The sequence below is a fragment of the Rhizobium esperanzae genome (assembly GCF_014197615.1).
Lineage (GTDB): Bacteria > Pseudomonadota > Alphaproteobacteria > Rhizobiales > Rhizobiaceae > Rhizobium > Rhizobium esperanzae_A.
Genome location: NZ_JACIFY010000011.1, coordinates 150,421 through 167,553, shown reverse-complemented (window position 1 = coordinate 167,553; position 17,133 = coordinate 150,421). Strand labels below are relative to the sequence as shown.

General features: G+C 61.7%; 18 protein-coding genes. 13 read left to right on the top strand and 5 right to left on the bottom strand.

What is annotated here, in order from left to right:
- Window positions 1–5 precede the first annotated feature (5 nt).
- From GGD57_RS16570 to GGD57_RS16560, 3 genes are all read left to right on the top strand, one after another.
- Window positions 6–593 (top strand): 5-formyltetrahydrofolate cyclo-ligase, encoded by a 588-nt coding sequence (locus GGD57_RS16570; RefSeq protein WP_184471433.1) that lies wholly within the window; start codon window positions 6–8, stop codon window positions 591–593.
- A gap of 3 nt (window positions 594–596) precedes the next feature.
- Window positions 597–1,421, top strand: a complete 825-nt coding sequence (locus GGD57_RS16565) for a TIGR00282 family metallophosphoesterase (protein WP_184471432.1) — start codon at window positions 597–599, stop codon at window positions 1,419–1,421.
- A gap of 107 nt (window positions 1,422–1,528) precedes the next feature.
- Window positions 1,529–2,374 carry an MBL fold metallo-hydrolase gene (locus GGD57_RS16560; protein WP_184471431.1) on the top strand — a complete coding sequence of 282 codons (846 nt, stop codon included), beginning with the start codon at window positions 1,529–1,531 and terminating at the stop codon, window positions 2,372–2,374.
- 31 nt (window positions 2,375–2,405) lie between these two features.
- On the opposite strand, the gene GGD57_RS16555 is transcribed toward GGD57_RS16560, so the two are convergent.
- On the bottom strand, window positions 2,406–2,909 hold the full coding sequence (locus GGD57_RS16555) for a pyridoxamine 5'-phosphate oxidase family protein (RefSeq protein ID WP_184471430.1): 504 nt from the start codon (window positions 2,907–2,909) through the stop codon (window positions 2,406–2,408).
- Between the two features lie 138 nt (window positions 2,910–3,047).
- Between GGD57_RS16555 and GGD57_RS16550 the strand changes: the two genes are divergently transcribed.
- On the top strand, window positions 3,048–3,794 hold the full coding sequence (locus GGD57_RS16550) for a YebC/PmpR family DNA-binding transcriptional regulator (RefSeq protein ID WP_097615004.1): 747 nt from the start codon (window positions 3,048–3,050) through the stop codon (window positions 3,792–3,794).
- Window positions 3,795–3,998: 204 nt separating this feature from the next.
- On the opposite strand, the gene GGD57_RS16545 is transcribed toward GGD57_RS16550, so the two are convergent.
- Window positions 3,999–5,000: an LLM class flavin-dependent oxidoreductase gene (locus GGD57_RS16545; RefSeq protein ID WP_184471482.1), complete on the bottom strand. Its 1,002-nt coding sequence runs from the start codon at window positions 4,998–5,000 to the stop codon at window positions 3,999–4,001.
- 124 nt (window positions 5,001–5,124) lie between these two features.
- Window positions 5,125–7,440, bottom strand: coding sequence for a methyl-accepting chemotaxis protein (locus GGD57_RS16540; RefSeq protein ID WP_184471429.1), 2,316 nt, complete (start codon window positions 7,438–7,440; stop codon window positions 5,125–5,127).
- A gap of 244 nt (window positions 7,441–7,684) precedes the next feature.
- On the opposite strand from GGD57_RS16540, the gene ruvC reads away from it, so the two are divergent.
- From ruvC to GGD57_RS16495, 9 genes are all read left to right on the top strand, one after another.
- The gene (ruvC, locus tag GGD57_RS16535; RefSeq protein WP_184471428.1) at window positions 7,685–8,194 is read left to right on the top strand and encodes a crossover junction endodeoxyribonuclease RuvC; all 510 of its coding nucleotides are present in this window, start codon (window positions 7,685–7,687) and stop codon (window positions 8,192–8,194) included.
- 54 nt (window positions 8,195–8,248) lie between these two features.
- A complete protein-coding gene (locus GGD57_RS16530; protein ID WP_126907440.1) occupies window positions 8,249–8,512 on the top strand; it encodes an AbrB/MazE/SpoVT family DNA-binding domain-containing protein in 264 nt (87 codons plus the stop codon).
- Entirely contained in the window at window positions 8,493–8,909 is a 417-nt protein-coding gene (locus GGD57_RS16525) for a type II toxin-antitoxin system VapC family toxin (protein WP_184471427.1), read from the top strand. The genes GGD57_RS16530 and GGD57_RS16525 overlap by 20 nt, the downstream gene beginning before the upstream one ends.
- A gap of 13 nt (window positions 8,910–8,922) precedes the next feature.
- On the top strand, window positions 8,923–9,537 hold the full coding sequence (gene ruvA / locus GGD57_RS16520) for a Holliday junction branch migration protein RuvA (protein WP_184471426.1): 615 nt from the start codon (window positions 8,923–8,925) through the stop codon (window positions 9,535–9,537).
- Window positions 9,538–9,619: 82 nt separating this feature from the next.
- The gene (gene ruvB, locus GGD57_RS16515; protein ID WP_184471425.1) at window positions 9,620–10,660 is read left to right on the top strand and encodes a Holliday junction branch migration DNA helicase RuvB; all 1,041 of its coding nucleotides are present in this window, start codon (window positions 9,620–9,622) and stop codon (window positions 10,658–10,660) included.
- Window positions 10,661–11,563: a metallophosphoesterase gene (locus GGD57_RS16510; protein WP_184471424.1), complete on the top strand. Its 903-nt coding sequence runs from the start codon at window positions 10,661–10,663 to the stop codon at window positions 11,561–11,563. It begins immediately after the preceding gene.
- 7 nt (window positions 11,564–11,570) lie between these two features.
- Window positions 11,571–12,080 (top strand): NUDIX hydrolase, encoded by a 510-nt coding sequence (locus GGD57_RS16505; RefSeq protein WP_184471423.1) that lies wholly within the window; start codon window positions 11,571–11,573, stop codon window positions 12,078–12,080.
- Window positions 12,081–12,169: 89 nt separating this feature from the next.
- Entirely contained in the window at window positions 12,170–12,406 is a 237-nt protein-coding gene (locus GGD57_RS16500; RefSeq protein WP_184471422.1) for a transcriptional regulator, read from the top strand.
- A gap of 72 nt (window positions 12,407–12,478) precedes the next feature.
- On the top strand, window positions 12,479–13,042 hold the full coding sequence (locus tag GGD57_RS16495; RefSeq protein WP_184471421.1) for a DinB family protein: 564 nt from the start codon (window positions 12,479–12,481) through the stop codon (window positions 13,040–13,042).
- Here GGD57_RS16495 and GGD57_RS16490 read toward each other — a convergent pair.
- Window positions 13,039–14,421, bottom strand: a complete 1,383-nt coding sequence (locus GGD57_RS16490) for a virulence factor family protein (RefSeq protein WP_184471420.1) — start codon at window positions 14,419–14,421, stop codon at window positions 13,039–13,041. The genes GGD57_RS16495 and GGD57_RS16490 overlap by 4 nt on opposite strands.
- Window positions 14,418–17,021, bottom strand: coding sequence for a bifunctional lysylphosphatidylglycerol flippase/synthetase MprF (gene mprF / locus GGD57_RS16485; protein WP_184471418.1), 2,604 nt, complete (start codon window positions 17,019–17,021; stop codon window positions 14,418–14,420). Before mprF ends, GGD57_RS16490 begins: the two co-directional genes overlap by 4 nt.
- Window positions 17,022–17,133: the final 112 nt, after the last annotated feature.

Below are 17,133 nucleotides of genomic sequence, written 5' to 3'. Positions count from 1 at the left end.
ATCGAATGACCGCTAGAGAATTGAAAGCGCAGTTGCGCAATGAACGGCTGTCCGCTCGCGACGCCATTTCCCCCGAGAAACGAGCGGCCAAAAGCATGGCAATGGCCGATCATGCGGGCGAGGCCGTCGGCTTTGCGCCAGGCACGATCGTCTCCGGCTTCCTGCCGATCCGTTCGGAGGCCGATCTCAGGCCGCTGATGACGCGGTTTGCCGCGCGCGGCGCGCGGCTCTGCGTGCCGGCGATCCTCGACAAGCAGACGATCGTCTTTCGCGAATTGGCGGAAGGCGCGCCACTCATCGAGACCGGCTTCGGTACCGTGGGTCCCGGAGCGGATGCCGCCATTCTCGACCCGGAGATCTTGCTGGTGCCGCTTTCGGCCTTCGATGCCAGAGGCCATCGCATCGGCTATGGCGCCGGCTATTACGACCGCGCCATCAGCCGGCTAAGGCAAAAAGGCCTGCATCCGAAGCTGATCGGCATTGCATTCGACTGCCAGGAAGTGGCACATGTGCCCGATGAGCCGCACGACATAAGCCTGGATGCCATCCTGACAGAAAGCGGCCTTCGCTTTTTTGCCTCTTGGATTGGATAGGGAATGCGGCTGCTTTTTCTGGGTGACATGGTCGGCAAGACGGGACGCACGGCGGTCTGGGACCGCCTTCCCGGCCTGATCTCCGACCTCAAGCTCGATTTCGTCGTCGTCAACGGCGAGAATGCCGCCGGCGGCTTCGGCATCACCGAAGACATCTTTCTGGAAACGATCAATGCCGGCGCCGATGTGGTGACGACAGGCAATCACGTCTGGGACCAGAAGGAAGCCGTCGCCTTTGCCGGGCGCCACGATCAATTCCTCCGGCCGGCCAACTATCCGCAAGGCACGCCCGGCCGCGGCTCCGGTCTTTTCTATGCTAGGAACGGCGCGCGCGTGCTCGTTGCCAACGTCATGGGCCGGGTCTTCATGCATCCGGAACTCGACGATCCCTTCAAATCGGCGGAAGTCATCCTCGCCGCCTGCCCGCTCAAGGAGCAGGCCGATGCGATCATCTTCGATTTCCACGCGGAGGCGACTAGCGAGAAGCAATGCTTCGGCCATTTCGTCGACGGCCGCGCCAGTTTCGTCGTCGGCACCCACACGCATGTGCCGACGGCCGATGCGCAGATCCTGAACAGCGGCACCGCCTATCTGTCGGATGCCGGCATGTGCGGCGATTATGATTCTTCGCTCGGCATGGATAAGGAAGAGCCGCTGAACCGCTTCATCTCCAAAATGCCGAAGGGCCGCATGGAAGCGGCGAACGGCCCCGCGACGATCTGCGGCGTCGGCGTGGAGATTTCCGACAGAACCGGATTGGCCGAAAAGATCGCGCCGCTTCGGCTGGGACCGCGGCTCGCCGAAACGGTGCCGGAGTTCTGGCGGTAGAGCCTTTCCGCAACACGCAAATGTGAGCATCCCTGGTCTGGACCGCTGCGACCTCATGCCGCATCCTCCCGCCGCCAATCCAAAGTGATGGAGCGCCGGAGGGTGGCATGACGCCGCAATATCTTGTTCTCGCTATCGCATGCCTTGCGGCCTTCGCCGCGCCAGCTTCCGCCGGAGCAGAGCAACAGCGAGCGCCCGTCAGCCAGTGCCAGGCAATCGCGCAGAATACGCCCAAGGCGACCTTCGCAAGCTTTTCCGGCGCGGCATCGTTGACGCCTGCCGTTTCCGAGGGCGAAGACGTCAAATTGACCTTCCTCGGCCATTCCACCTTCGAGATCGAAACCCCTGGCGGCATCGTCATCGCGACAGACTATAACGGCTGGTACAGGCCGGCGACGATGCCCGATGTCGTGACCATGAACAAGGCGCACACGACCCATTTCACCTTGACGCCCGATCCCGACATCAAACATGTGCTGCATGGCTGGAGCGATATTCCGGGCGCAAAGGCCGAGATCAAACTCGTCATCGGCGATGCCTATATTCGCAATGTCCCGACGGATATCCGCTTCAGCTACGGCCTTGGCGGCTCGCAGGAGAACGGCAATTCCATCTTCATTTTCGAAATCGCCGGTCTCTGCATCGGCCATCTCGGCCACCTGCACTATGAGCTGACAGACGCCCATTACATCGAGATCGGCCGCCTCGACGTCGTCATGGTCCCGGTGGACGGCGGCCTGACCATGGGCGCCGACAGCATGAGCCGCGCCATCAAGCGGCTACGCTCGTCGCTGATTCTGCCGATGCACCGGCGCGGCCCACCGGTCGAGGCCTTCGTCTCGATGTTCGGCAAGGATTTCGACATCGCCAATGCGCCCGACGACAGCATCACCGTCTCCATGCGCACGCTGCCGAAAAAGCCGCTGATCTATGTCATGAAGGGTGTGCAGTAAAAAGGCCGGCGGCTTTTCCAGCCCTTGCGCGTCAGGCGAACCGCAGGTGACGCTTGATGCCGACATCCGGCATCTTGTCGTCGTCGAGATTGGCCTTGGCGATCTCCCAGCCGAATTTCAGCTTGCTGCCTGTTGAAACCCAGATCTCGGCATCGTCGACATGAAGGGCAAGCATGGTAAGCTTGGGATCCTTCTTGCCGCCGTCATACCAGGCCGCGACGATCGAACTCCAATACTCCTCGATCTTGGCAGGGTCAGGACGCACTTCGATTACACCGGCAAGGCAGGCGTGATAATCGTGATCCTTGCCGATAACGCAGAAATGCGCTCGGCTGCCGGGCTTTATGGCCCGCACGATATCGGCATCGATCTTGGTATAGAACCAGATCGTGTTGGTGGTGGGATCGGCATGCGGCGCCATCGGCTGCATGTGCATATCAAGCCCGGAAATTCCGAGCATGCCGGCATGAACATCGTTGACCTGATCCCAGAGCTGACGTGCTGGCTGTTCCTGCGCATCGCTGAGACTTGCCATGACCGTTCCTTTCCGTTGGATAGAGTTCTTGAAACGTCATCCCCTCACCTTTGTTCCAACTGCTTTTTCCTTGAACGGGTGCCGTTTCGCTCTTATAAGGCGGCCCATTCCGAACAATGAGACGTGAACAGGGGTGCCATGGCTGGCCATTCACAGTTTAAAAACATCATGCACCGCAAGGGCCGTCAGGATGCCGTGCGGTCGAAAATGTTCTCCAAGCTTGCGCGCGAAATCACCGTTGCCGCCAAGGCCGGCCTGCCCGACCCGACGATGAATGCCCGCCTTCGCCTGGCGATCCAGAACGCCAAGGCCCAGTCCATGCCGAAGGACAACATCGACCGCGCCATCAAGAAGGCAGCCGGCGCCGACGGCGAAAACTACGATGAAGTCCGCTACGAGGGATATGGCCCGGGCGGCACGGCGATCATCGTCGAGGCTCTGACCGACAACCGCAACCGCACCGCTTCCAACGTCCGCTCGATCTTCACCAAGGCCGGCGGAGCGCTTGGCGAAACCGGTTCCGTTTCCTTCTCCTTCGACCATGTCGGCGAAATCACCTACAAGCTTTCCGTCGGCGATGCCGACAAGGTGATGGAAGCCGCGATCGAAGCCGGCGCCGACGACGTCGAGACCGATGAAGACGGCCACTACATCACCTGCGGTTTTGAGGCTCTCGGCGAAGTGTCGAAGGCGCTGGAAGCCAGCCTCGGCGAAGCCGAAACCGTCAAAGCCGTCTGGCGCGCCCAGAACAACGTGCCGGTGGACGAGGAAAAGGCTCAGTCGCTGATGAAGCTCATCGACAGCCTGGAAGATGATGACGACGTGCAGAACGTCTATTCCAACTTCGAGGTTTCGGAAGAAGTTCTGGCGAAGCTCTCCGCCTGAGTACAACCCGCGACGTCATCCTCGGCCTTGTGCCGAGGATCTGCACCGGCCCCATTAAGTCTCTGAAAAGAAATATTTTCCTGTCAAGCAATTGCCGTGGTTAGATGCTCGGCACAAGGCCGAGCATGACGACGGAGACGTTGTCAACAAACCGAACCCGGCCTTGGCGCCGGGTTTTCTGTCTCTGACGACAGCTTGGAAAACTTAGGCCGCGGCTCGCATGAAGTTCCCAAGCGCCGCAAACAGTTCCACCGACCTCAGCCGCGCCTCGATGTCGTGGATCGGCATGGAGATGATCACCTCGTCGGCCTGCGTTTCGTTGAGAAACTCCGTCAGTTTCGCCTCCGCCGTCTTCGGCGACCCCACCACGGCGTAGCGCAGCGTATGCTCGACGTTCATCTTCTCCATGGGCGACCAGAAATTTTCCATATCGGCCACCGGGCGTGGGAACGGGCCGCGGACATTCCGGCGCAGATTGACGAACTGCTGTTCAGCCGAGGTGAAATGGTAGCGCGCCTCCTCATCCGTCGCCGCCACCGCGCCCATGACGCCGACCATCACATAGGGCTTGTCGAGCATTGCCGAAGGCTGAAAACGGTCGCGGTAGATCGCAATCGCGTCGAGCAACATGTCGGGCGCGAAATGCGAGGCGAAGGCATAGGGAAGCCCGAGCATGGCGGCAAGCTGGGCGCTGTAGAGGCTGGAGCCGAGCAGCCAGATCGGAATATGCGAGCCATTGCCGGGAACCGCGAGGATCGCCTGGTTCTCGACCGGCGTACCGAGCAGTTGCTGCAGTTCGACCACATCGTTGGGGAAGCTGTTGGCGCCGGCCTCGAGGTTGCGCCGCAGCGCCTGCGCGGTGCGCATATCGGTTCCCGGAGCCCGCCCGAGGCCGAGATCGACACGGCCGGGGAAGAGCGCCTCCAGCGTGCCGAACTGCTCGGCGATGACGAGCGGCGAATGGTTGGGCAGCATGATGCCGCCGGAGCCGACGCGGATGCGTGTTGTCGCGGCCCCGACATGACCGATCACCACTGATGTGGCAGCACTGGCAATGCCCGGCATGCCGTGATGCTCGGCGAGCCAGAAACGCTTGTAACCGAACTCCTCGGCCTTGCGAGCCATCCGTGCCGAACTCTCGAGCGACTGGCGGACACTGCTGCCTTCGGCAACGGGGGAAAGGTCGAGTATGGAGAAGGGAACCATGGGGAACCTGCCGGGCAGTTGACGGATGCCGTCTATGTAGGTTGCCGACCTTGCCATTCCAAACCATGCACGCAACAAAAGGGCCGCGCGAGCGCGACCCTTTTCAGCAGTCGAAAACTACGGCTTACCGATGACGGCGCAGCACATGCACCTCGGCGCTCGGTTGGTGCAAGCCCTGGGGCAGGGTGAAATTGCCGAGCTGGCGGTCCATTTCCAGCGCTTCCGTCGCCAGCCGGTGGATCGCCTCCGTCGTTTCCTCGACCATCGAGGCGTTCTGCTGCGTCATCGCGTCGAGTTCGGCGACGGCGCTGTTGATCTCGCGCAGCGTATTGGCCTCCTCGCGGGTCGCACCCATGATCTCGTTGATCTGTCCGTTGATCGCTTCGACATGGGCGCCGATACCGGTCAGCGCAACGCCGGCCTTTTCCACAAGCGCCACGCCGCTTTCGACCTCATGCGTCGATTTCTGCAGCAGGCTGGAGATTTCCTTGGCCGCACTCGACGAGCGCTGAGCGAGTTCGCGCACTTCCATGGCGACGACGGCGAAGCCCTTGCCGGATTCACCGGCGCGCGCCGCCTCGACGCCGGCATTGAGCGCCAGGAGATTGGTCTGGAAAGCGATGTCGTCGATGACCGAGATGATCGTGTTGATCTGGCGCGAAGAGGTCTGGATCGCCTCCATCGCTGCGATCGTCTCGCGCATAATCTGGCCGGAGCCGGTCGTCTCCTTCTTGGCATCGCGGGCGATGCGCTCGGCCTGTTCGGCCCGCTCGATCTGCTGGCGGACGGACTGGGTGATGGCGCTGATCGCATTCGCCGTCTCGGTGATCGAGCCGGCCTGGCGCTCGGTGCGCCCGGCAAGCTCATCGGCGCCGGTGCGCATCTCCTCGGAGCCGGCGCGCACCGCCATCGAGTTGCCGCCGATTGCGGTCATGGTTTCGCTCAACGTCGCGAGCGCTTCGTTGAAATTGATGCGCAGGCTTTCGAGTTCGTTCGGGAAGCGGGTAGCGATCTGATAGGCGAGATCGCCGCTGGCAAGATGATGCAGGCCCTCATCGATCGCCTCGACCACCTGCTGCAGCGTCTTCGCCTCGGCCTCGCGCTCGGCCAGATTCTGCTGGCGGTCCTGCTCGGCCTGCAGACGCGTCTCTTCGCTGACCGCTTCGAGTTCGCGGCTTTCGATCAGCGACTGGCGGAAGCGGGCAAGCGCATTCGCCATCGTGCCGATCTCGTCCTTGCGGTTCAGACTGCCGATCTCGCTATCAAGCTTGCCGTCGGCAACATCACGGGTGACGCCGGCAAGCCGCGCAAGCGGTGAAAACAGGAAATTGGTGACGAGACCGGTCGCGACCGCCATGACGACGAGCACGCCGATGCCGATCATCGTCAGCAAAGTGGCGATCTCGATCGAGCCGGCATTGAGTTCGCCAAGCAGCACGCTCTCGACCGCGAGGAAGCGGTCGCCGCGATAGTCGATGCCGCGGACATAGGCGCGGGCCGGCCCGTCCGCCCTGTCGAAATCGGCAACCGTCATCGCCGAACTGGCAAGCGCGTCCTTGATGAAGGTGAAGGGAGCCGCATCGAGCGTCGCAAGCTTGCCGCTCTGGTCGAGACCGACGGCCGAGCCGTCGGCGGAGACGATCGCCGCCCGCGCCGTACTGCCCTGAACGATGCCCTTGCCAAGGATACCGGTGACAATGTCGTCGCGCACCTTGAATAGAAAGATGCCCTTGGCCGCCCCGAGCTTGACGATCGGCACGGCATAGAAGATCGCCGACTTGCCGCTGGCGGCATCGACACGCAGGCCGGAAAAGCCTGTCGGCGCGGCGTCATCGGTCGCCTTGGCAGTGTTCTCGATTGCCTTGGCGAAAGCGATGCCGGCGCCGGTCGCCTTCCAGGCGTCCGACTTCAGGTTCTCGGCGAAGTCGTCCTGCTTCTTGTAGGAGTAGAGGACCGTACCGTCGAGATCGGCAATCAACAGATCGCTGAAGGCTGTGTCTTCGAGGTCGCGGGCAACTTCGCCCTGTGTCTGCTCATGGTTCGAATAATAGAAACCGCTCGGCCCTTCGGGTTTCATCAGCTTCTCGCGCTGGTCGGCCGGGTTTGGATTGCCCGTAATGAAAACCTTCTTCAGCTCGCCGCGGGCATCGCCTGAAGTCTTCTGGATGGTCTTCCAGCCGCTCTTCAAGCTGGTGATCGACATCTGCAGCGCCTCGATGCGCGCGATGGAATTCGCCTGGTTTTCAAGCTGTGTCAGCTGGTCCTGCAGCATGTCGCCGCGAAAGATCAGCACACTTTCCTTGGCCTTCAGCGCCTGCTCGTCGGAGATCCGGCTGCTGGCGAAATAGGCAAGCACGTCGATCACCGCGATCGACAGCACGGTCATCAGAATGAATGTGGCAATGACCTTGAAGGACAGGGATTGAAATCTCTGTGCCATGTACGACGAACCCCTTTTGAACGCGCCCGGCAGCCTCGGCACCCAGCGCATGCCTGATCGACTGACCTGTAAACAGAACATCGGGAGCTTGAATCTTCGCGAAAAGACGCCCCTCTCGTATTTGATGACTAGAATTCAGGCATCTGTTTTAATTCGCGGTAAATAGCGCGGCCTAAAACCACGAGTGTTTTTGTTTTGTTCACATATCGATGGCAGTTATTTCGCAATCGCTATAGGTTGAACCATGCAAAATACGATTCGCATCGTCGGCATCGATCCCGGACTTCGCCGCACCGGCTGGGGAATCATCGACACATTGGGCAATTCCCTGAAATTCGTGGCTTCCGGCACGGTGACGTCAGATGGCGACATGGACCTCGCCTCCCGCCTCTGCCAGCTGCATGACGGCCTGGCGGAGGTCGTCCACAGCTATAAGCCGGATGAAGCCGCCGTCGAACAGACCTTCGTCAACAAGGATGCGGTGGCGACCCTGAAGCTTGGCCAGGCTCGCGGCATTGCCATGCTGGTGCCGGCGCGCGCCGGGCTGCCGGTCTCCGAATATGCCCCCAACGCCGTGAAAAAGGCGGTCATCGGCGTCGGCCACGGCGAAAAACATCAGATCCACATGATGTTGAAGATCCTGATGCCGAAAGTCGAATTCAAGGGCGACGACGCCGCCGACGCTCTGGCGATCGCCATCTGCCACGCACACAATCGCGGCAGCAACCGGATGCGACAGGCGCTGGCCGGCTAGTCTGTTCTTGACTTGTTCCCATTCGATGATAAGTAATACCTGAGAGGTATTACCATGCGCGTGACGGAAAAAGGCCAGGTGACGATTCCCAAGGACATCCGGGACCGCTTGAAGATCGGGCCGGGATCCGAGGTGGATTTCGTTGCCGATGAAAAGGGTGCCCGCTTGGTTGTCCTATCCAGCAGGATAGAGCCGTCGCAGGACGATTTTGAATCCTGGCTCGGCAGTATGAGCGGGACCCTCGACACCGGCGGCATGACAACCGACGAATTCATGGAATGGTTGAGAGGACCACGTGATGACCTCGGTCCTCGTTGATACGAACATTTTCATCGATATCTTCGGGCCGGACAATCCTTCTAGGGAATGGTCCGCGCGTGCATTGAGCGCATTGCGTCCAGATTCGCAATTCGTCATGACACCGGTTGTTTGGGCAGAGCTGGCAAGCATGACCCCGCGCGAGGAAACCCTTGCATTTCTGCTGTCGCGATTAAACCTGGTCCGCGAGGCCCTGCCGTTTTCCGCCGCTTACCGGGCCGGCATGGCACATGCGCAGTACCGGAGGAGCGGCGGCCTGCGCGAGCGTACTCTGCCGGATTTTTTCATCGGTGCGCACGCCCTTGTTCGATCGCATCGCCTTCTGACGCGCGATGGCGCGCACTACCGCTCTTATTTCCCCGAATTGGACATTATTTCTCCCGAAACGCACCCTTGAGAGACCGCACCCCATGATCGGCAAGCTGAAAGGCACCATAGACGAAATCGGCGAAGACTATGTGCTCGTCGATGTGCACGGCGTCTGCTACGTCGCCCATTGCTCGGCCCGCACCCTGTCCAAGCTCGGCTCGGCCGGCGAGGCCTGCGTGCTGTTCATCGAGACGTATGTGCGCGAGGATCAGTTGAAGCTCTTCGGCTTCATGACCGCCCTGGAGCGGGAATGGTTCAACCTGCTGCAGAGCGTCCAGGGCGTCGGCGCCAAGGTGGCGCTTGCCGTTCTCTCGACATTGACGCCGGGCGAACTCGCCAATGCGATCGCTCTGCAGGACCGCACCGCCGTCTCCCGCGCGCCGGGCGTCGGCCCGAAAGTGGCGATGCGTCTCGTGACCGAACTCAAGAACCGCGTACCGGCCTATGCCGGCGAGGCGATCAATATCGCTCTTAAACAGGAACTCGGCGAAGGTGTCGCCGCCGCACCGGTTGCCGATGCGGTGTCCGCGCTGACCAACCTCGGCTATAGCAGAGATCAGGCGGCAAATGCCGTTGCCGCGGCGATGAAAACGGCCGGTGACGGCGCCGACAGCGCCAAGCTGATCCGCTTGGGATTGAAGGAGCTGGCGCGGTGAACGCCGGAAAACCAATGAATGGATGTCGAGGCAGCCGACTTTTGGTGTATTGCTGTAACAGGTTTCAAAACGGAATGAGAGCATGAGTGAACCCGCCCGCCTGATATCGCCGGAAAAGCGGGGTGAAGACCTTGATATAACGCTGCGCCCGCAGTCGCTGGACGAGTTCACCGGCCAGGCGGAGGCGCGCGCCAATCTCAAGGTGTTCATCGAGGCGGCGAAGAATCGCGGCGAAGCGCTTGATCATGTGCTCTTCGTCGGCCCGCCCGGCCTTGGCAAGACGACGCTGGCGCAGATCATGGCGAAGGAACTCGGCGTCAACTTCCGCTCGACGTCGGGTCCTGTGATCGCCAAGGCCGGCGATCTCGCCGCGTTGCTGACCAATCTCGAAGAGCGCGACGTGCTCTTCATCGACGAGATCCATCGCCTCAATCCGGCCGTCGAGGAAATTCTCTATCCGGCCATGGAAGATTTCCAGCTCGATCTCATCATCGGCGAAGGCCCCGCCGCCCGCTCGGTGAAGATCGACCTGTCGAAATTCACGCTGGTGGCTGCCACCACCCGTCTCGGCCTGTTGACCACACCACTGCGCGACCGCTTCGGTATCCCGGTGCGCCTGAGCTTCTATACCGTCGAGGAGTTGGAACTGATCGTGCGCCGCGGTGCGCGGCTGATGAACCTGCCTATGACCGAAGAGGGCGCCCGCGAGATCGCAAGGCGCGCTCGCGGCACGCCGCGCATCGCCGGCCGGCTGCTGCGGCGCGTGCGCGACTTCGCCGAAGTGGCGAAGGCCGAAGCCGTGACGCGCGAGATCGCCGACGAGGCGCTGACCCGCCTGCTGGTCGATAATGTCGGCTTCGACCAGCTCGACAAACGCTACCTCAACATGATTGCCGTCAATTTCGGCGGCGGCCCGGTCGGCATTGAAACCATCGCCGCCGGCCTTTCCGAGCCGCGCGACGCGATCGAGGACATTATCGAGCCCTACATGATCCAGCAGGGTTTCATTCAGCGCACGCCGCGCGGCCGCGTTCTGACCGCAATCGCGTGGAAACATCTCGGAATGCAACCGCCCAAGGAGATGGAGGCTGCGCAGTTCCGGCTGTTCCAGGAGGACGACTGAGTGATCACCCGCCGCAGATTTTTCAAGGTTCTTGGCGGTGGTTTCGCAGGCGTCATGGCGCTCGGCGGTTACGCCTTCGCCTATGAACCGCTGGCGCGGCTCGGCATCGCCCGCTACCGGCTGACGCCGCCGGGATGGACGCCGGGGCTGAAGCTTCGTGTCGTCGCGCTCGCCGATATCCATGCCTGCGAACCCTGGATGTCTGCAAACCGCATTGCCGCGATCTGCCAGCGGGCCAATGAACTCGAAGGCGACGTGACCGTCCTGCTCGGCGACTATGCCTCCGGCATGAACATGGTGACGCAATATGTGCATTCGAGCCAATGGTCGAAGGCGCTGGCCACCCTGCAGGCCCCGCTCGGCGTCCATGCGATCATGGGCAACCACGATTGGTGGGAAGACAGGACCGCGCAGAAGAATGGCGGAATGGAAACCTTCGGCCACCGAGCACTCGCCGATGTCGGAATCCCGGTCTATGGCAACCGCGCCGTTCGGCTCGAAAAGGACGGCCGCGGCTTCTGGCTCGCGGGCCTCGAAGATCAGCTGGCGCTGCTGCCCGGCAGGAAATGGGGCCGCACGCGCATGCTTGGCCTCGACGATCTCGATGGAACGATGGCACAGGTGACCGACGACGCGCCGGTCATCCTGCTCGCCCACGAGCCCGATATCTTCCCGCGCGTGCCCGAGCGTGTCTCGCTGACGCTGTCGGGCCACACGCATGGCGGACAGATCCGCTTCCTCGGCCGTTCGCCGATCGTCCCCTCGCGTTACGGCAATCGCTACGCCTATGGCCATATCGTCGAGGACGGGCGCAACATCATCGTGTCCGGCGGCCTCGGCTGCTCCATTGCACCGGTGCGCTTCGGCGTCCCGCCGGAAATCGTCGTGATCGATCTCGGATAGGAATGGCATGGCCAAGCGCACCCTCATCCGTCTGACTGCGGGCACTGAGCGTTTCAACTATCGTATCGCCGGCCTCGGTTTTCGCGATGGCCACGTGCTCGTTCATCGCGCCGTGCACGAGCCCTTCTGGACCTTTCCGGGCGGCCGGGCAGAAATCGGTGAAACCTCGGAGGAGACGCTGAAACGGGAGATGGTGGAGGAACTGGGGGTCGAAGTCAGCGTTTCCCGCCTGCTTTGGGTCGTCGAGAACTTTTTCCATTACGAACAGCGCGACTGGCATGAACTCGGCTTCTACTATCTGATGGACATTCCGCCGGAATTCCCCTTCGAGCCACACGAGATCATCCATCGCGTCGAGGACGGCGACAATCATCTCGAATTCAAATGGGTGCTCGCGACGCGCCAGGCCCTGACCGCACTCGACATCCCGCCCTATTTCATCGCTGATGAAATCGAGAACCTGCCTGTGGCACCCCGCCATCTCGTCTGGCGCGACGGCAATCTCGACGACGACTGACGCGAGATCGGAATCCGATCACGCTGCATTACAGTCTGAGGCGGTGGAAATGTTTGGCGAGCGATTACAGGATATGGCAGAGTAGAACCGTGAAAAACACAGTCGAGATTGTAGAAGACCTTAGCCGCCGGATCGATATGCTGGCCGAGCGTTCAACTTTGACACGCGGCCAGATCATCGAGGATGCTTTGGCTCATGGCCGTTCTCTGGCGTGGCAGGAAAAATGGATTGCCGGCGTTCAGGCCGGAATCGAGGATGCCGATAGAGGCGAGTTCGCTACAGATGAGGAAATCGCCACCGTATTGAATAAATACAGTCAGGCGTAACGTGCGCATCGTCTGGACGAGGCGCTATCTCAAGAACTGGCCGCCAGCAGCGTGTGAAGAGGAGATGCGCCGATGCCGACCTTCGATCCCGTCAGGTCATTTCGCAAACTCGCCTATAACAACGCCCTTGCCAACCACCGTCTGCTTCAGGCCTGCGCGGCATTGAAGCCCGGTGAATTCGAGGCGCCGCGCACGAGCTTCTTCCCCTCGATCAAGGAGACCTTGAACCACGTCATCACGGTCGACTGGTTCTATGTCGATGGCCTGGAAGGCGGCACGCTCGGCTTCCAGGCCTTCGAGGTCGACGAACCGTTCGACGATGTTTTATCCCTGGCGCAAGCCCAGGCGAAGGTCGATCAGCGCCTGACGGCGCTTTGCGAGACCTTGACGCCGGAAAGGCTCGCCTCGACCGTCCGCCTCCATCGCGGCGACCGCATCCAGGAGGAGCGGATGGACGACGTGCTCGCCCACCTTTTCCAGCACCAGACCCATCATCGCGGCCAGGTGCATGCAATGCTCGCCGGCACCAGCGTCGCTCCGCCGCAATTGGACGAATTCATCGTCGCCGACGATGCGCGGTTTCGCGGCAGCGAACTCGCCACTCTCGGCTGGAGCGAAGAAACGCTGATGAATTAATCCTGCAGCCGCCTTTTCAACCCGTCGATGATCGTCTTGGTGAGAAGGTCGTAATTCTCGTCGAAATGGTGGTCGCCGGGCAGTTCGACAACCTCGGCGCCGCTCTCCTTCACCGCCGGACAGGCGACATCGTCATCATCGTCCTTGCCGTAGATGCATTGCACCAGCTTCGGATCGATGTTCTTCAGATCGGCGACGGGATCGCCTCCAGCCCCTTCCGTCTTCTGGCCGAGCCAGCCGAGAACGGAGATGACATAGTCGACCTGGTGCGAAAGCGACAGCAGCGACAATTGCGTCACCGCCGACTTTTCGGTCGGCTTGAGCAACTGATAGGTGGCCGGCACGACATCGGCGCCGAAAGAATATCCGACAAGCAGCACATGTTTTACCTTCCACTGCTTTCGGTAAAAATCGATGATCTTCGAAAGATCAGCGGCGGTCTCCTCCGGCTTGCGCTCCGACCAGAAATAGTGAAGCGAATCGACGCCGACGACCGGAATGCCTTCCTTCTGCAGCGTGCCGCCGACCTCCTTGTCGATATCGCGCCAGCCGCCGTCGCCGGAATAGATCACCGCCATCGTATCGAGGGCAGGCGTCGCCTCGAGCACCGCCAGCGGCAGGCCGAGCGGATTGCCGAAGGCGCCGGAGGCGGTGACGAGATCATCGAGCGTATCGGCAAACACCGTTTGCGCATCATCAGTGGAATCGCGGATCTCGATCGTCGCATGGGTCTTCTTCAGCGCTTCGGCATGCGCCCTGCCATCCTTGTCGGCATTGGGCGAAAAGACGGTGACGATCGGATCCGGCAGGGCGCCGTCGCTGAGACCATACACGATGCGTTGGCCGACGGCCTTCTTGGAAGCCGGGGTGCAGAGCTCCTGGGCAAGCGGAATGCCGGCCTTCGGATCGACGGCGAGCGTCTGGCCGATCGTCGCATCCGGCGTCTGGGCAGCGATTGCCAGCGCCAATGCCCCGCCCTCGCCGATGCCGGCGACGATCGGCAGATGATAGGCGCTGTTGCCGGTCGCACGCTGCACCTGCTGGCTCAGCGATTCGATATCCGAGACCATGTAGACGCAGCCGTCATTGAGGCTGACGTCGTAGCGGCTGAGCGCCTGGATATAGGAGGGGAAGTCGACGCCGATGACGACCGCGCCCTCGGAAACCAGTCTGTCGGCCTCGGCCTTCTCGAAGTCGCCCCAGCCGGCGGCGTCCGATATCAGCATCACCGTGCCCTTCACCTCCCCTTCCGGCAGGAAGATGTGCGGCGACGGGATGAGCCCGGCTTCGAAGCTCTGCGTGGTTTCCTCGGCGGCATAAGCCGGTGCAGTCGCGAGCATGCAGGCGCATGCCGTGGCAAGAAGGATTGTCCTGATCATTTTCTCACTACCCCTTTCAATCCGCCCCCGATCAGAAATGTCGCGTCCATCAACGCGATCATCGGATTGCCCCCTCCGGATACCGCAAGATAGCGCGGTTGCCAGTGCGGATGAAACTTGGATTTGAATGCCCGAAGGCCTTTGAAGTTATAGAAGCGCTCGCCGTGTTCGAAAACGGTGCTGCCGATGCGGTCCCAGACGGGGGCCGCCTCGCGTTTCGACATGCCGGAGAGGGGCGCCATGCCGAGATTGAAGTGGGTGAAACCCTGGCCGCGCAGATATTCCATGATCTGCACGAAGAGAAAGTCCATCGAGCCCTTCGGCGCATCCGGCGAGAAGCGCATGAGATCGATCGTGCCCTCCTCCCTGGATTCCGTGACGAGGATATTGGCGAAGGCGACGATCCTGCCGTCCTTTTTCAGGATGCCGACCGGCTGCGAGGAGACGTAGTCGGGATCGAAAGCGCCGAGCGAGAAACCTTTTTCCTTGGCGTTGTGATGTTCGAGCCAGGCGGTGGAAACGGCGGCGAGATCATCGATGACCGATGACACGTGCTCCGGTTCGACGACGGCAAATTCCAGCCCGTCGCGCTGGGCCCGGCTTGCCGTCTGGCGAAGGTTCGCCCATTTGCCGCCCTTCATCTCGAAGGTTCGGAGATCGGCCACCGCCAGTTCGCCGAGTTTGAAGGCGCGAAGCCCGGCATCGGCGCAATGGGAAAGCAGCGCCGGCGAGATCTGGTAGAACACGGCGCGGCAGCCGGCGGCACGCGCCGCTTCGACGAAGCGCCAGACGAGTTCCTGCACGGCACGATGTTCGCCGACCGGGTCGAACAGCGCGATCCAGGAGCGTCCCTGCCGGCCGTACATGATGAAGGCATCACCTTTTTCCGAGAACATGATGCTCTTGTCGCCCATGCGCACCAGATTGGCGTCGGCATTGCCCTGTCTGCCGACGATCTCGACAGCACGCACCAGCGCTTCCTCCGTCGCCGGTTCCGGTCGGAAGGTTGCCGGCCGGAGCAGGCTGAAGATGGCGATCGCCGACGAGATGATGGTAATGCCGAGCACGGCACGTAAGCCCCGCGGCGCTTCGGCGGTGAATTCGAACTGCCACCAGAGCTGGTTGCTGTATTCGACGTCGCGATAGACGAAGAGCAGTATGACGACCGCACCGACGACGATGACGGCGATCGCCATCAGCCAGGACGCCGTCAGCGCCTGGTTAAGCAGCGAGGCGTGGCGGGTGAAGAGCCGGCGGCTGACGAAGAGCCCGAAGATGAGGAAGGCGAGAAAGGCAGCTTCGACAAGCGCGATGGCCTTCAAGAGCGACAAGGTCAGCGCCGCGACGGCCGAAAACACGGCCACCCACCAGGCGCCGTCGAGCCGCTGGCCGAGACCGCGAGCGGCGACGACGAGCGCGAGCCCGAGCAGGCTGGAGAGAAAATGTGCCCCTTCCACCATCGGCAGCGGCAGATAGTTGGAGAGGAATTCGAGGTTCTGGTCCGGCGTCGGCGTGACGCTCGAAAATATCAGCATGACGCCAAGCAGCAGCGCAAGAGCAGACAGCAGCTGCGGCATCAGCCTTCCGCCGATGCGCCGCACGCTCGAGGCAGCCGGATGGTCGACGAAACGGCGCAGCTCCGTCGCCGAGACCGCGAGCACGGCGATCAGCAGCGGCAGCACATGGTAGATCAGCCGGTAAAGCACCAGCGATCCGAGCACGGCATCGATGTTCACCGCGCTACCGAGCGACGCAATGATCACCGTCTCGAACACGCCGAGCCCGGCCGGAACGTGGCTGAGCACGCCGAGACCGACGGCGATCGCATAGACGGCGAGGAAGACTGGCCAGCCGATCGCCGTCTGCGGCAGGAGCACGTAAAGCACTGACGCCGAGGCGGCGATATCGAAGGCGGTGACGAGGAACTGCCGCGACCAGGTGCGCGAATCAGGCAGGCGGATGGCCACGGGGCCGAGATCGAGTACGCGCCCGTCACGGCCGATGATCATCACCGCGCCCAGAATGGCGACGATCGAACCGGCGATCAACCGCAGCAGGAAGGCGCTGACCCCGATCAGCGGGCCGATCTCATCGGCGATGACGATGAGGGCGATCGCTGCGACCCCCGCAAGCCCGAGACCGAAGGACAGCGTGACGAAGGCGATGATGCGGCCGATATCCTCCGGCGAAAGCCCGAGACGGGTATAGGCGCGGTAGCGGATCGCGCCGCCCGAAAGTGCGCCGAAGCCGGCAGTATTGCCGACCGCATACGCGCTGAACGCCGTCAGCGCCACATGCGGAAAGGGCAGCTTCTTGCCGATATAGTCTATGGCGTTGAGATCGTAGAAAATCAGCGAGAGGAAACTTAGCGCCGTGAAAAACAACGCGAGCAGAATCGCGCTCGGTCTGGTCGCCGCCAGCGCATCGACGACGTCGTCATAGCGCACCTCGTTGGTGAGCTGCATGATCGCATAGCCGACAAGGCAGAAGACCACGAGTGTCGCCGCCGCGGTCAGCGGCGTTCTGTAACGTCTGAACAATGCGCGAAAGGAAAATCCGTCCGCGTCTTCGATCTCTTTCAAATTGTCGTGGCCCGACATCTCTTATCCTGCTGCAATTGCCAGCTTGGCGGGAATCATTTTGGAAAGACGTAACATGACAGGCACGTAAGCTCCATGAAGCCATGCCGCCGCTGCCCCAGCCCCGCCGCCT

Bases quoted from the DNA above. Each gene is read 5' to 3' on its own strand.
- GGD57_RS16570 (WP_184471433.1), top strand. From the start codon at position 6: ATGACCGCTAGAGAATTGAAAGCGCAGTTGCGCAATGAACGGCTGTCC.
- GGD57_RS16565 (WP_184471432.1), top strand. From the start codon at position 597: ATGCGGCTGCTTTTTCTGGGTGACATGGTCGGCAAGACGGGACGCACG.
- GGD57_RS16560 (WP_184471431.1), top strand. From the start codon at position 1,529: ATGACGCCGCAATATCTTGTTCTCGCTATCGCATGCCTTGCGGCCTTC.
- GGD57_RS16555 (WP_184471430.1), bottom strand. From the start codon at position 2,909: ATGGCAAGTCTCAGCGATGCGCAGGAACAGCCAGCACGTCAGCTCTGG.
- GGD57_RS16550 (WP_097615004.1), top strand. From the start codon at position 3,048: ATGGCTGGCCATTCACAGTTTAAAAACATCATGCACCGCAAGGGCCGT.
- GGD57_RS16545 (WP_184471482.1), bottom strand. From the start codon at position 5,000: ATGGTTCCCTTCTCCATACTCGACCTTTCCCCCGTTGCCGAAGGCAGC.
- GGD57_RS16540 (WP_184471429.1), bottom strand. From the start codon at position 7,440: ATGGCACAGAGATTTCAATCCCTGTCCTTCAAGGTCATTGCCACATTC.
- ruvC (WP_184471428.1), top strand. From the start codon at position 7,685: ATGCAAAATACGATTCGCATCGTCGGCATCGATCCCGGACTTCGCCGC.
- GGD57_RS16530 (WP_126907440.1), top strand. From the start codon at position 8,249: ATGCGCGTGACGGAAAAAGGCCAGGTGACGATTCCCAAGGACATCCGG.
- GGD57_RS16525 (WP_184471427.1), top strand. From the start codon at position 8,493: ATGACCTCGGTCCTCGTTGATACGAACATTTTCATCGATATCTTCGGG.
- ruvA (WP_184471426.1), top strand. From the start codon at position 8,923: ATGATCGGCAAGCTGAAAGGCACCATAGACGAAATCGGCGAAGACTAT.
- ruvB (WP_184471425.1), top strand. From the start codon at position 9,620: ATGAGTGAACCCGCCCGCCTGATATCGCCGGAAAAGCGGGGTGAAGAC.
- GGD57_RS16505 (WP_184471423.1), top strand. From the start codon at position 11,571: ATGGCCAAGCGCACCCTCATCCGTCTGACTGCGGGCACTGAGCGTTTC.
- GGD57_RS16495 (WP_184471421.1), top strand. From the start codon at position 12,479: ATGCCGACCTTCGATCCCGTCAGGTCATTTCGCAAACTCGCCTATAAC.
- GGD57_RS16490 (WP_184471420.1), bottom strand. From the start codon at position 14,421: ATGATCAGGACAATCCTTCTTGCCACGGCATGCGCCTGCATGCTCGCG.
- mprF (WP_184471418.1), bottom strand. From the start codon at position 17,021: ATGTCGGGCCACGACAATTTGAAAGAGATCGAAGACGCGGACGGATTT.